18 protein-coding genes and 1 pseudogene are annotated in these 13,398 nt (G+C 44.2%); 2 read left to right on the forward strand and 17 right to left on the reverse strand.

The features are described from left to right. Positions 1-43: 43 nt before the first annotated feature. From EDD59_RS02275 to EDD59_RS02285, 3 genes are all read right to left on the reverse strand, one after another. Positions 44-433, reverse strand: coding sequence for a DUF6483 family protein (locus EDD59_RS02275; protein ID WP_132378475.1), 390 nt, complete (start codon positions 431-433; stop codon positions 44-46). Between the two features lie 81 nt (positions 434-514). Next, entirely contained in the window at positions 515-1,282 is a 768-nt protein-coding gene (locus EDD59_RS02280) for a DpnI domain-containing protein (RefSeq protein ID WP_132378477.1), read from the reverse strand. A gap of 214 nt (positions 1,283-1,496) precedes the next feature. Continuing rightward, on the reverse strand, positions 1,497-3,011 hold the full coding sequence (locus tag EDD59_RS02285) for a PucR family transcriptional regulator (protein WP_132378479.1): 1,515 nt from the start codon (positions 3,009-3,011) through the stop codon (positions 1,497-1,499). Positions 3,012-3,158: 147 nt separating this feature from the next. Between EDD59_RS02285 and EDD59_RS02290 the strand changes: the two genes are divergently transcribed. Both EDD59_RS02290 and EDD59_RS02295 read left to right on the forward strand, forming a co-directional pair. Further along, positions 3,159-5,093 carry an NAD(P)/FAD-dependent oxidoreductase gene (locus EDD59_RS02290; protein ID WP_132378481.1) on the forward strand — a complete coding sequence of 645 codons (1,935 nt, stop codon included), beginning with the start codon at positions 3,159-3,161 and terminating at the stop codon, positions 5,091-5,093. A gap of 15 nt (positions 5,094-5,108) precedes the next feature. Next, the gene (locus EDD59_RS02295; RefSeq protein WP_132378483.1) at positions 5,109-5,963 is read left to right on the forward strand and encodes an SDR family NAD(P)-dependent oxidoreductase; all 855 of its coding nucleotides are present in this window, start codon (positions 5,109-5,111) and stop codon (positions 5,961-5,963) included. Between the two features lie 271 nt (positions 5,964-6,234). Here EDD59_RS02295 and EDD59_RS18525 read toward each other — a convergent pair whose 3' ends face one another. From EDD59_RS18525 to EDD59_RS02355, 14 genes and pseudogenes are all read right to left on the reverse strand, one after another. Then, a complete protein-coding gene (locus EDD59_RS18525; RefSeq protein ID WP_334295620.1) occupies positions 6,235-6,381 on the reverse strand; it encodes a cysteine-rich KTR domain-containing protein in 147 nt (48 codons plus the stop codon). 1 nt (position 6,382) lies between these two features. Then, positions 6,383-7,099 carry an ABC transporter permease gene (locus EDD59_RS02305; protein WP_132378487.1) on the reverse strand — a complete coding sequence of 239 codons (717 nt, stop codon included), beginning with the start codon at positions 7,097-7,099 and terminating at the stop codon, positions 6,383-6,385. Next, positions 7,096-7,911, reverse strand: a complete 816-nt coding sequence (locus tag EDD59_RS02310) for an ABC transporter ATP-binding protein (protein ID WP_132378489.1) — start codon at positions 7,909-7,911, stop codon at positions 7,096-7,098. Before EDD59_RS02310 ends, EDD59_RS02305 begins: the two co-directional genes overlap by 4 nt. Then, entirely contained in the window at positions 7,904-8,707 is an 804-nt protein-coding gene (locus EDD59_RS02315; protein ID WP_132378491.1) for a MerR family transcriptional regulator, read from the reverse strand. The genes EDD59_RS02310 and EDD59_RS02315 overlap by 8 nt, the downstream gene beginning before the upstream one ends. Positions 8,708-8,825: 118 nt before the next feature. Further along, positions 8,826-9,137, reverse strand: a pseudogene (locus EDD59_RS02320) (tyrosine-type recombinase/integrase); the annotation flags it as partial. A 157-nt stretch (positions 9,138-9,294) separates the two neighbouring features. Continuing rightward, positions 9,295-9,984, reverse strand: coding sequence for an MBL fold metallo-hydrolase (locus tag EDD59_RS02325; RefSeq protein ID WP_132378493.1), 690 nt, complete (start codon positions 9,982-9,984; stop codon positions 9,295-9,297). A 114-nt stretch (positions 9,985-10,098) separates the two neighbouring features. After that, on the reverse strand, positions 10,099-10,275 hold the full coding sequence (locus EDD59_RS17950; protein ID WP_207670362.1) for a hypothetical protein: 177 nt from the start codon (positions 10,273-10,275) through the stop codon (positions 10,099-10,101). 10 nt (positions 10,276-10,285) lie between these two features. Next, positions 10,286-10,408 (reverse strand): flavodoxin family protein, encoded by a 123-nt coding sequence (locus EDD59_RS17670; RefSeq protein ID WP_165920839.1) that lies wholly within the window; start codon positions 10,406-10,408, stop codon positions 10,286-10,288. 69 nt (positions 10,409-10,477) lie between these two features. After that, positions 10,478-11,068: a GNAT family N-acetyltransferase gene (locus EDD59_RS02335; RefSeq protein WP_132378495.1), complete on the reverse strand. Its 591-nt coding sequence runs from the start codon at positions 11,066-11,068 to the stop codon at positions 10,478-10,480. Positions 11,069-11,073: 5 nt separating this feature from the next. After that, positions 11,074-11,856, reverse strand: a complete 783-nt coding sequence (locus tag EDD59_RS02340; protein ID WP_132378497.1) for an ABC transporter permease — start codon at positions 11,854-11,856, stop codon at positions 11,074-11,076. Then, complete coding sequence (locus EDD59_RS02345) at positions 11,853-12,317, reverse strand: ABC transporter ATP-binding protein (protein ID WP_330571850.1); 465 nt, start codon at positions 12,315-12,317, stop codon at positions 11,853-11,855. Before EDD59_RS02345 ends, EDD59_RS02340 begins: the two co-directional genes overlap by 4 nt. Beyond that, positions 12,284-12,490 carry a DUF1048 domain-containing protein gene (locus EDD59_RS18370; RefSeq protein ID WP_330571851.1) on the reverse strand — a complete coding sequence of 69 codons (207 nt, stop codon included), beginning with the start codon at positions 12,488-12,490 and terminating at the stop codon, positions 12,284-12,286. Before EDD59_RS18370 ends, EDD59_RS02345 begins: the two co-directional genes overlap by 34 nt. Continuing rightward, a complete protein-coding gene (locus EDD59_RS02350) occupies positions 12,477-12,824 on the reverse strand; it encodes a PadR family transcriptional regulator (protein ID WP_279233317.1) in 348 nt (115 codons plus the stop codon). Before EDD59_RS02350 ends, EDD59_RS18370 begins: the two co-directional genes overlap by 14 nt. 161 nt (positions 12,825-12,985) lie before the next feature. Further along, a complete protein-coding gene (locus EDD59_RS02355; protein ID WP_132378499.1) occupies positions 12,986-13,231 on the reverse strand; it encodes a hypothetical protein in 246 nt (81 codons plus the stop codon). Between the last annotated feature and the right edge of the window lie 167 nt (positions 13,232-13,398).

Here is a 13,398-nt window from a genome sequence, read left to right on the forward strand (position 1 = left end):
GGCATTTTCTCCCTGAATAAATTCCACATGTCCTTCTCCAGTTCTACAAATCCATTATAGATTCCAAATCACCATAACCTGACTTTTCTACTATATGTTTAAGCCCATCAAGAACTTCTTCTTTTGAATAGTTGCTCTTCACTAAAAAATCATTATCCTTTTCGCTCAAATACTGGTAAAAAAGAGCTGCGGCTGCCACTTCGTCTTTATTATTATAGTCAATATCATTTAATACAATATTCTCTGCCTCGTTTATTTCACCATTATCCGCCATAGCCAGCAGCTCTTTTAACTTCTTTCCTGATACTTCATATTTGTTTTTGTCCTCCAGCTCAACAGAAACATATTTTTTACCGAACATCAAAGAAAATAATACCCTGACCATCTCCTTAACTATTCTCATAATATAATCTTTTTCATCTTTAAAAATCATTCTTATTACCCCTCGTTCTGTTTACTACTATTATTTGTAGGATTTTTGGTATCCGTTATTTTACTAAGTGCTTACCTATAATCAAACCTTACGATAATGTCCACGCCCTCTAAATTCAATAATGCCTTTATCTCTCAACACCTGTAACTGCTGTCGAATTTTATCCTTAACGTGATTGTTTTCTGGATGTTTAGCAGTCAATTGTTCCTCAAACTGATATACCTGTTCCAAAGTAAATTCTCTACTATCAATTTTGTTTACGCAATTTAGAATATCAAGAATCCAGCCTCTGGCATCCAGCTTATATTGACTAATAAAATTCGTCTTTTTGACTTTAAATATAACAGACTCCGGCGATTGCTGTATTTCATTTTTCACAATAAATATGCGTCCTTCTTCTGGAATCTGGTTCATAATAATATTACACCCCACCCATCCAGCTCTTCTCGCAGATTCAGCAAGCGGTTTTCTCTTCTCAATAATTTCCTTTGAAAAGAAATGTTTTGGAACCATAATAAAGTTTTTCACTTTTAAATCTGCTTTTTTATAATGCATAAAGAAAAAATTCGGGTTATGAACGGATTCTACACGCTCAATCATCTTAGCATAAGCACCATCATTCACCTTATTGGCTATGGAACCATTTTTGCTTTTTAATTCATACTCTTCTATGCAGTGTGGACAATAAAAATCAGCGACTGGTCTGTTATTTTCAAACTGACTAATGTACTGATTTCCACAATAGGGACAAAACAAATTCTGACTCACCCAATTCTCCGTGATTACTCGGATTTTTTGCGATTCATTATTATAATGTTCTGCTATTTCCCTGTCCATCTGCAAATTCATAAAATCACTCCATAACTGGCTGAAATAAAATATTATTTTCCAACCTTTGCTTTATCTTCTTGACTTTTTCTCCACTCCCCATAAGACTACATTTACTAAGCGTTTTACAGTTATTGCAGACATATGGAACGCGAAATCTAGCCGTGCAGATTTCTTCTACAAAGTCTGGGCAGTGATGAGCATTACAGTCACGGCAGTGGTCATAATTTTAATCCTATCCCATCCCCTGAAAACAGTCAATCCGGTAGGCAACGGCTAATAGAAATCGTATTTCCTGATCATCCAAATCAACTGCCGCCACCTCACGAATGCGTGCTAAGCGATAGGCCAGTGAATTGCGATGAATATACAAAGCCTCTGCCGTGCGCTTGAGATTTCCACCTTGGTCCAGATAAACCCGCAGTGTATGATATAAATCGGTTTCATGTTGCTGGTCATAGCGATTAAGGCGTCCCAGGGCGGGATGACAATAAGCGCCGAGCTGCTGATGGGGACTTCTATGCAATAGATCAAAAAAACTGTATCTTTCATAAAGGCACACAGATGACGCATTTCCTATCCGTTCACTGAGAGAAAGCGCCTGGCGCGCCTGAGCAAAATATTTTGTGAATTTCAAAACGTCTGTAAAACTATCACTAATGCCCACACGCGCAAAGGCAGAGTGCGCAAAAGTGGTCAGCTGGTTTATTCTGTCTGCCTCTAATTGTAGCTGATCTCCCAAGGGCACCAGTGCCGCAATGCATTCTTCGTACAGCACAAGATGTGTGCCGGGCAAGACCTTTTTCAGACGCTCACTGACATGGCTGCGCATATGCATTTGTCCCAGATATCTTGAGTTTTGTACGCAAAGTGCACACATCGTTTTGTCGAACTGCATATTGGCGGCGATGATACGCCCATGAATATCCTTTTCGCCAGCTCCTATGAGCATATCGTACAGCAAATTTTCGTATTCTGAGCCATCGGCCATATGAAACGCCGGATTGTGTGAAAACATCTCCGCTACCGCACGGCTCAGGTGCGGCATAATTTCTATATGAAGCGAAGAAATTTGGCTTTCTTGCTCCAACATCACTAAGCATCCCGCTTGTTTATTACGGTGTATAATCTTACTGTATAACTTGCGAATGGGCGAAGCCTGACAGGTAACCACATATGCATCGTCTTTATCTGGCATGTCAGCAATTCCCGGCAGCTGCGCCACAGATCTTGTAAATTCGTAGGTGCAGTATCCTCGTTCTAAAATACCTGCCCAGAGCGTATCTGTTATGGGAAAAACAGTGGATGTTGCCAGTACTTTGTAGCTGGCATCTAACACAATGAAGGAATTGGAGAGCCGCACTGATGCAAAATTGAGCAGAGACTGCAAGTCTTTCCCTGCTGTTTGACTGCACAGCTCGGCAATCAGATCCTCTATGCCAGCCCGGTCAAGAATCATTTTCTTGCAGCGGTTGAATACCATGTATAGTGCGTCTTCCGGCACAAAGGCGACATTTCCCTGCATCTCCATATCCGCATCAGGAAAGCGGACCGCCAGCATACATTGCGGCGGCAATTCATGTTCATTCACTTGTGCGTAGTGACCAAAATAGAGTGTGCCATACTGAAATGCTTCTTGCGTGCCGTCCAAAAACTCGATGTTTGTAATATTCATGCTATTTTCTTCATTAGCCGCATATTGTATCGGAAAATCCAAACTAATTGATTCCATCAGAGTCTGAAATTTCATGTAAAATACCTCCCTTATAGTACTACTATAGTGCAAACTATACAAATAGTAAACAGAAAATCGTACGCAACGCACGTACAAATACACAGCGAATATTGATAAAATATTAATGATTATACTAAATATATAAAATGAAAGGAGTTCTGTATGAAATATCAAAAACTCTTTACTCCGGGGAAAATCGGCTCGCTGGAGTTAAAGAACCGCATCGTCATGTCAGCAATGGGTGTTTCGTTCGCAAAATCAACCGGTGAGACGAGTGATGACATGATTGCCTATTATGAAGAGCGCGCAAAGAATGGCTGTGGCCTTATTATCACAGAAATTACCCGCATTGATGATGTGAACGGCGTAGGTACCAATTGCCAGCTTTCGCTCACGGACGCAAAGCATATCCCGCAGATGGAGCGGCTTGTGATGGCTGTGCACAAGCATGGGGCTAAGCTGTTTCCGCAGCTTCATCATCCGGGCCGGCAAACCCATGCACGCCTGATGCAGGGGCGTCCGCCGGTTGCACCATCCCCTATTCCGTGCGGTAAATGTAAAGAAATGCCGCACGAATTAACGACGAAGGAATGCGAGGATATCCGTAATGCATTCGTAAAAGGTGCGGTACTCGCGCAGATGGCCGGCTGCGATGGTGTGGAGCTGCATGCGGCACATGGTTATCTGCTCAATCAATTCTTAAGTCCGCATACGAATAAACGTACGGATAAATATGGCGGCTGCTTCTCTAATCGGATGCGCATTATGGCTGAAATCATCACGGCCATCAAGCATATGTGCGGCCGGGAGTTCCCCATAAGCGTACGCATCAGCGCAGACGAGTTTATCGATGGCGGCAATGCGCTGGAGGACAGCGTGAAAATCGCCCGAACCTTGGAAAGCTATGGTGTGGACGCTATAAACGTCAGCAGCGGCACCTACGAATCCGGCATTACAATTATTGAACCCAACTCCTATCCCCAGGGCTGGAAAAAACATCTTGCCGCCACGATCCGTAAAAACGTTAAAATTCCCGTGATTGCAGTCAACTGCATCAAGGAACCCGGCATGGCAGAGCAATTACTCGAGGAAGGCGTATGCGATTTCACGGCTCTTGGGCGTGCGCATCTGGCAGATGCCGCCTGGGTGAAAAAGGCTAAAGCCGGAGATGATATTGCAATCCGGAAATGCCTGGGCTGTATGTACTGTTTCGGGGAACTAGAAAGTGGCCGCAAATGTAAATGTGCAATCAATGCCACTTTGAGCCGTGAACGCGAATTTGCGAACTGGAACTATAATGGGGACGAACGCACAGCAGTCGTGGTCGGGGGCGGGCCTGCCGGCATGGAAGCCGCACGAGTACTGGCACAACGCAAATTCAATGTCGTTCTTTTTGAAAAAACCAGCGTCCTTGGCGGACAACTTAACGCCGCTTCCAAGCCGCCTCACAAGGAGAAGATCGGCTGGCTGGTAGAAACTATGGCCGAAGAACTAAGACGGCTCAACGTAGACATACGCCTCAATACTGAAGCAACCGTAGAGATTGTTAAGCCACTCGGCCCCGCCGTCGTTTTTGTAGCCGCAGGTGCTGCGCCCATAATTCCGCAGATACCTGGCGTCGACCGTGCAAACGTGATCACCGCTGAGGAGTATCTCCAAAATGGTGCGGATGTGGGCAAGTCTGTAGCCGTCATCGGTTCCGGCCTGACGGGCTGCGAAACAGCCGAGGATCTGGCGGGCAAGGGACATAAGGTGACGCTAGTGGAAATGCTCAAGAAAGTGGGGCCAGGCGTAAACGAAACAGTGCTCTATGATGTAATGAGTCGTTTTAACAAAGGAGATACCGCCATTTTGACAAGTCACCGCCTGATGGATATTACTGATCAGGGCGTGGTACTGCTAGATATGAAGGCGACAGCCACCACAGTACTGCCGGTGGATACAGTCGTGCTGGCGATGGGTGTAAGACCGCGTTGTAATGTAGCACAGCCATTCATTGATACCTTTGACGATGTCATCCTCATCGGTGATAACGTAAAGGGCGGTCGCATAGCAGAGGCCATTTCCGACGGCTTTTCAAGAGCATTCTCATTTTAAGGAGGGAGAGGTAGTATGAAAGATTTCAAAGGAAAAACGGCCCTCATCACTGGTGCAGGCAATGGCTTTGGCGCAGAATTTGCCAAAGAAGCTGCCCTGCGCGAGATGAAACTTGTGTTGGTAGACATTGACGGCGAGGACGTACAACGAACGCTGGCAGCCTGCAAAGAGATGGGTGCAGAAGGCATTGCTCTGGAGCTGGATGTTTCGCTCTATGAAAATGTTAAGAAGATGGTGAGCACAGCAATGGAAGCATATGGCTCTATTGATTTGTTAATCAACAATGCGGGGATCGCGATAGGCGGTGTTATCTGGGAAACACCCGTTCAGGATTACGACTGGACTTTAAGCATTAACGTACAGGCGCAGGTATATGCCATGCATGAGGTAATTCCTATCATGCTCAAACAAGGAAGCGATTGTCACATTGTCAATGTAGCTTCCGTAGCAGGTGTAATCACATCTGACGGCTTGGCAGCATACCATATGTCCAAACACGCAAGCGTTGCGCTATCCGAGAGTGTACTGATGGACCTGCAGGCGATTGGTGCAAGCATCGGCATGTCTGTATACTGTCCCGGTTTTGTGCAGACGGATTTGCACCACTACGAGCGGCACCGTCCTGAACGTTTTGCAAAAGGCGACGATTCCTACTATAAGAGCACAGCCTACCAGAATGTACTTAAACGTGCCGAGTATGTGATTACGACAGGAATACCCATTGATAGCGTGGGGATGAGTGTATTTATCGCAATTGAGGAAAACCAGTTTTATATTTTAACGCATCCGAAGTATTTCCCGTTGATTGGAACGCGGTGTAAGGATATACTGGAAGGTCGCATCCCAAATATTGAGAATATTCCCCGGTAAAATAGTGTTTTCGACACTTCAACTCCCTGCCCCTCAATCTTGAGGGGTTGGGGCTTTTCTTTTATCCCTTTTTTCTTTATAATACTTATATGAATGATACGAGGGTCAAAAGGTTATGCGTTTCATGCTTGCATGAAAAAGCATAACTTTGGGACCCCTAAAACATGAGAATGCAACCCGATTAGGGTGGAATTCTCATGTTTTTAGGATTGTTAGAGCACGTAGTGCGTAACAATCCGTACGTATCAAGGGGCAAAATACCTTTTGAGCTTTAATAAATGACGCAGTTCCATTTTATCTTCCTTTGGCTAAGGGGAAAGTTTTTTAGTTCCGTATCTTCACGCACCATTGTATGTATTTTACCATCGCAAATTGGGCAGCGTATGCGTTCTGCTTCTTTCAAAATTCTGCCCTCCAAGCTATTTAGATTTCTGTTTTTTCAAAAGGATACCACACACGATAATTGCCGCAACAAACACAAGTAACAAGTACCACAGATTTTCCAACCGAAATCCACCGTCTATCATTAGTTTATAACCCCAAGAGGCAGGAAAAATCTCCCCAATAATCTCAAAAGTTTTGGGAAGCAGTTCAATAGGGAACATAATTCCCGAAAGCATTATGCACGGTAAAAATACAAGCTGTGCAATCATTGTCAGTTTGGCTTGATTTTTTACGACCAGTCCCAAAATACTTCCAATACTCAGCGATACAATAACATAGATAGCAAGTGCAAGAAAGAACAGGGGTAAATTGGTTGGCAAAGCCGCTTCAAACAGAATAGGGGCAAGCAGGAATATGATAATACACATAATCATCAAATGAACAAATGCAGAGATAACCATTGTAACCAATCCCAAATAGAGTGGCACTCCGTTTGCCTTGTAAACCTTTTTAATATCACTCCCATAGGTTTCAATCAAGGAGGGAGGCAATCCGATAAATGCCCCCATTGACACACCCATTACAATCATTGACGATATCAGGGTGCCTTTCATTTCAGGCATTACAGAGGTAAAAATACCACCCATAAGCAGGAAGAAAGTAAGCGGAACAATATAACAGGTAACAAGCAAGGATTTACTCCGTATATCTAGTTTCCATTGCAATGCCACGCCATATAAAAAAGCTCTCATTCTTCCGCCCTCCTTGCCATCTCCATAAAATGCTGTTCCAGCGTACCTCTATCCACCTTAATGTCTAAGACCTTTGTTCCTTTTTGCTTTAGCTCTCCGAGCAGAGACAGCAACACATTTTCGATATTGTCTGCTTCAAAGGTTTCACTTCCCCGCCCTGTTTTGATATGAATAAAATACTTTTTCCCTATTTTGTTGGTAAGTTCTGAAGCAGTTCCGCAAAATACAATTTTGCCGTCATTCAAAATAGCAATTCTATCGCACAATGTTTCTACTTCTGCCATATCGTGGCTTGCCAACACAACCGTTTTCCTCTGTGATTTCAGATTGCGGATTTGATCGTGCAGCGATAGCCTGCCCTCTACATCCAAGCCTGCAGTCGGCTCATCGAGAAAAATAATATCGGGATTGCTGACAAGGGCAAGAGCCAAATGTAACCGTCTTTTTTGTCCTGTGGACAGCTGCACATACTGTTTTTTCTCGATTTCCCGAAGTCCAAGGGAATGAATCAAGGTATCATCTATTTTGACCTTGTTCCATTTGGCGAATAGCTGCATAGCCTCCATAGGCTTGATATGGGCAGGGAGTGAGGAAGACTGCAGTTGAATTCCCATTTTCCCGTTTATGGTAATTGCGCCACTGTCGTAATTTTTCAGCCCCTCGATACATTCCAGTGCAGTCGTTTTTCCTGCACCGTTGATACCGAGCAGGGCAAAGATTTCCCCTTTTGTTATTTGAAAGCTAATTTCCTTTAGAACAATGTCATTGCCATAACTTTTCTTTAACCTGCTAATCTCGATTGCATTACTCATCCTGTATCTCCTCAAACGGATTAACTCCGATACTCGAAAAATAAATCCCCAAAGCAGGCTCTAAATAGGCACCGATAATCGCCTGCTTTTCCTCCCATTCATTGGCGGCATTTTCAAAGTTACCGATTTCCATTAACTTTGGGAGCATACTCATATCACCATTTGTAAATTCAACAATCAAATCCCAATAAGTCTTTGTAAGCTGCTGACACTTTTCGCTTTCGGGCGGCACATTTTCCTTTTGAAGCTGTAAGATTTCATCACTCAAACGATTAAATCTATCCATAAAAGCCAAGCCGCTTTCCCTATCAAAACGACAGCGGATATGGTCAAGAGTATCATCATCAAACTTTTTAATCAGATAGTAATACTCGTTATTCATCTGAAGATTGACGATAATATCAGCGTATTTCTTAAAATCCACCGTCTGCATTTGCAGCACTTCTGTCCGCAGCTGTTCTATTGCTGTCAAAGAAACGGATAGCTGTTCCATCTTTTTGCGTATATCATTCGCCTGCTCCGTCAGTGCGTTTGCAACATCCGCAGGCATATCCAGAGAAATCAGCCGTTCTTTTATATCACTCAGTGAAAATCCCAACGACTTTAAAGATATAATTTGATGTAATATAATTAAATCTTTATCGGTATAAAGTCTGCGCCCGCCCTCGCTCTCTGCCGAAGGCGCAAGCAGTCCCTCTTTATCGTAATATTGCAGGGTACGGACGGTAACACCCATTTTTTTCGCCACTTCCCCCACAGTCATATATCCCTGCGGTATTACCTTGTATTTTGCCATACTGATAGCACCCCCTATGCTATATTATAAATCATTACGCAGCGTCACAAGCAAGACTTTTTGAAAAATTTTTATGTTGTACAGTTCTGTCATGCAAATTGTCTCAAGATCATTGATTTTACTGACCTTTTTGGATATCTTCTTCGGGTGATACACGAAAACCGATTGTCTTATTTGCCATTTCTATCTGCTTTGACGGAAACAGGTGAGCATAGCGGTAAGTTATTTCAATACTTTCGTGTCCTACTCTATCGTCAATCGCCACCGCCGAAAATCCCATATCAATCAGTAAGCTGATGTGGCTGTGCCTCAAATCGTGAATTCTTATGCGTTTTACACCCCCTCTGTCCATCTCGTGGTGCAGATAACTCTTTGTCACCGTAAAAATGCGGTCTTTCTTCTTCAGTCCGTAAAGTATTATCAGGCATTCTATAACAAATTTATTTTTACCTTTTCATGCAAAATAAAAGAAGTCTCAATCAGTTCCTCGGCAATGCCAAGCGAGGCCGCTGCTATAACAATGTTTTGAGCCACAACGCCAAGGTCAATCAGCTCCGCTCCTTTTGGAAATGCTTCTTTGCATTCTGCTATAAGACAGAATCCAAGTACCCAAGTAACTCTGTTTTACTAAGCGGTTCGGTGTGGCTTAGCACACAGTAATTGCAGTCAATTTCCTCGATTATATGAATGAGAGATTTCAGCTTGGATTTGTCCATATAGCCATTGTTGTAAAAATCCTCGCTGGTGGCATCTCCTAAAAACAGCGCCTTTTCTTCGGGGATGTAAATCAAAGTTGTATCCTCCGAATGGGGAGCGGCCGTCTCAAAAAGCTGTGCCGTCATACCGCCAAGATTCAAAACAAGCCTGTCCTCGAACTGAATGGCCGATGGTGTGGCAACAATGCTTTGCCCTCCGGCGTATTCTTTCGCAAGACATTCATCATCCCGTTTGAGAAAAGCTTCATATCCACTCTCTGAAAGCCGCTCTTTCTCACGGCACAGTAACTCGCTTGTTTTCGCTCCTGCAATGGAGAGCCCGTGGATCCGGTGCATTCCAAAGGTGTGATCCCAATGCCAATGGGTAATGGCGGTGAGGTTCGGTTTTCTCAGTCCGGCGACGTCTAAGGCAGCATAGAACTCGTCCACATGATGGGCGGAGGCTCCTGCGTCAATAACGAGCGCAATCTTCTCTCCTTTGACATAGGCAAGCATAGGGCGGTCGGTCTCCGGCTGATGGGGATAATAATAAATATGTTCGGTTAGCCGCTTCATCTCCATTTTGTATCCCACCTTTCGGGCAGTAGGACACAGAGCGCGGCCTCCCGAAATTCCGACAGCACGACGACTGTTTTGATATAAATCATTGCTGTTCATCTGTTTTATCCTTCCATCTCAATCGAATTGATTGCCTGTCAACTTCGCAACCTCTCCAATGAATTCTTGTAGCAGGGTGACCGACAACGGCATATCTGTTCCTGCCGCCGCAAAGACAGCATCAACCTTGTGCTTATAATCGGACGGGCGTAGAGCGAATCTGTCAATCATCTTAACAGCCTTTTTCTCGTTCAAGCAGTATTCTTCATTCAGCGCAAACAGCACATGATTCAGCGCCGAAATCACCGCCTATCACAGCAGCAATAGCTTCTGCCATCATTCTTGTTGTGCCGGAAAAGGAATAATATGCGATTAAAATATTGCTCATAAGCGCCGACTCCAATATGGCGTAAATTTTACATTATGTTACGTAGATAACCTAAAAATATTGTGATTGTCATTTGCATTGCGCCTTCATATACACAAGGAAATTTACACCGCTCTGCTTCTTATTTTTCATCTCCATACGCTTAAATTCGTGGAAGCCAAGTTTTTCATACAGGTGCACGGCATTTTCATTTGTGTCCGCGACCTCCAGCACATATTCGTTAAAATGCGGCAAGGAAAAGAAATGCTCAATGATTGCCGTCGCAGCGCCTTTTCCTCTGTATGACGGGGCGGTTGCCACAAACTCCACATAACCCATACCGGGAATCATGTCAAAGGGATATTGTTTATCCATAAATTCATGCCCCAGCATTTTGTAGGCAAACCAGCCCCTGAAAAAGCCGAGATGTTTTTGCATTTCTTTTTTATCCAGTTTTACAGTAGGCGATGTGCCATCGTTCAATGCGGCAATACCTGCTATATTGCCGTCCAGCTTAGCAACATAAAACACATCAAGGTTATACATATGCGCAAAAGCGCGGCTCAATTTCTGCTTGTCCTTTGAGAAATATTTAAGCCATTGGTAAAACCCATCTACGAATATTTCGCTGATGGTAGACCGTGCGCTGTTATCAAGTTTGCCTGCTAAAATAACATGCATTTATCTCACCTCATCTTCCTTTTGTATGCGCGAATAGCCAGCACATACATGAGCACTAAAAGTCCGACGTGCCACGCAAGTGCCATCCATATATCATTGCTCACAGGCTGTCCCAGCAGCAGTCCGCGCACTGATTCCACAATGGAGGTGACAGGCTGATTCTCCGCAAATACACGCACCGGGGTGGGCATGGTGGCCGTAGGAACAAACGCTGAGCTGATAAACGGCAGGAATATCAGCGGATAGGAAAACACACCTGCACCCTCCGCAGTCTTTGCAAGCAGACCGGAGAGTATCGCCATCCATGTTGTCGCCAGTGTGAATAACAGGATAATGCCTGTGGCTTCGAACCATTCCAAAATGCTCGCCGATGAACGGAATCCCATCAATAGGGCAAGCAGCACAATAACAATCAGCGAGATAAAACAGGATATGGTTGAAGAAATGACGTGTCCCCACAGTACGGATGACTTCGCAATCGGCATGGAATGGAATCGCTCAAAAATGCCCTCTGTCACATCGTTATTCATGCGCACAGAGGCATAGGAAACACCGCTGCCCACGGCCATGAGCAGGATGCCGGGCAGGATATAATCTATATAGCTTCCGCTGTACGCGCCTGTGGCAATAGCTCCGCCGAACACATAGATAAACAATAGCATCATCATAACCGACATGGCAATGACCGTGATAATGGTATCAATGCTTCTAAACATATGTGTCATGCTTCGGTTCACCATGACACCGGTATCGGAAAACCAGCGGCTTATTTTCTTTGAAGCAGTCATTGCGCATCCTCCTTCCCATCAACGAGCGCGAAAAAGATTTCCTCCAGCGTTGGCTGCTTTTCCACATATTCCACTTTGGCGGGCGGGAACCGCTTTTTTAGTTCTTCCAGCGTACCTTCGGCAATGATTTTGCCCTTATGCAGTATGACAATATAATCGGCAAGCTGCTCTGCTTCCTCTAAGTATTGCGTAGTGAGGAAAACGGTTCTTCCATCCTTTACGAGGTCTTTTATCTTCTCCCACACGGCAATGCGGCTCTGCGGGTCAAGTCCCGTGGTCGGCTCGTCAAGAAAAAGAATAGGGGGGTTGCCCATCAGGCTCATCGCCAAGTCCAGCCGCCTGTGCATACCACCGGAATAAGTTGAAACGCTGCGGTCGGCGGCGTCGGCCAATTCAAATTGTCGCAGCAAGTCATCAGTTTTGCTATTCACATCATCAAGGTGCCGAAGCTTGCCAAGCATGCGTAGGTTTTCGCGTTTCTCAAAAGCTCATCGCAGAATGCGGCTACATCTTCACCTGTTATATCCAAAACTGATTTGCCTTCGGCAGAGCCTTTACTCTCGTCATCATTTCCTGGTATTCTTTTTTGTCTTTGCGCATTTTTTTTGATATTAAAATAATCAGACATCGACATCCTGATTCATCTCCTTTAACTCATTTAGTTTGGAAGCGACAAACTCCCATTTGGCCCAGAACAGGCGCAGTTCCTCGCGTCCGGCTTCATTGAGCGTGTAAAACTTGCGCGGCGGCCCGATGTCGGACGGCTTCTTTTCGATGTTCACCAACTTGTTCTTTTCAAGACGAATCAAAATGGTATAGACTGTCCCTTCCACAACATCGGTAAAGCCCAGCGCATTGAGCTCGCGTGTGATTTCATAGCCGTAGGTTTCCTTGCGTCCGATGATTTCCAGCACGCAGCCTTCCAGTACACCTTTGAGCATTTCCGTCAGATTTTCTATGCTAATCACCTCTGTCTAATTAGTACCACTTACTACCGCTATATTGTAGCGCAAAGTAGCGGCGCTGTCAAGAGATACTTACGCTGTAAATTATAATGTTAACTTCCAGCTTTTTTACACACATTTTGTGCAACATGCATAAATGTAATGTTTTGCCTTCTTAGTAAAACCTATTCCTCATCCTCAACATCACTCGAAATAAAACGAAGGATTTCACCATACGATTTATTGCTTTTTATAATGCTATTCCATAATTCATCCTTACGTTGTGCGTCTCTTTTATCAAGTAACTTCTGCAAGGCACCAACCGCAGCATTATACAACGCTTTTGTTTTTATCACTTTCTCCTGTGCCTTTCCTATCTGCTGTTCAATAGTACCAGACATTGTCGTTCCTGGTTTCCTTCCTCTTGCCATTTACTTTACCTCCCTCAAAATTCTTCTGATTTCTGTAGCATGATGTTCTACTATATTGCTGTCCATTTCAAATGCATTCAAAATGTTTTTCTGTGTTGCAGAACCGCCGGTCTACCACCGGACATTCTATTCATCGAAATTAGAGGACTATAAGGAGCTTATCATTG

The sequence above is a fragment of the Muricomes intestini genome, assembly GCF_004346165.1.
Classification (GTDB): Bacteria; Bacillota; Clostridia; order Lachnospirales; family Lachnospiraceae; genus Muricomes; species Muricomes intestini.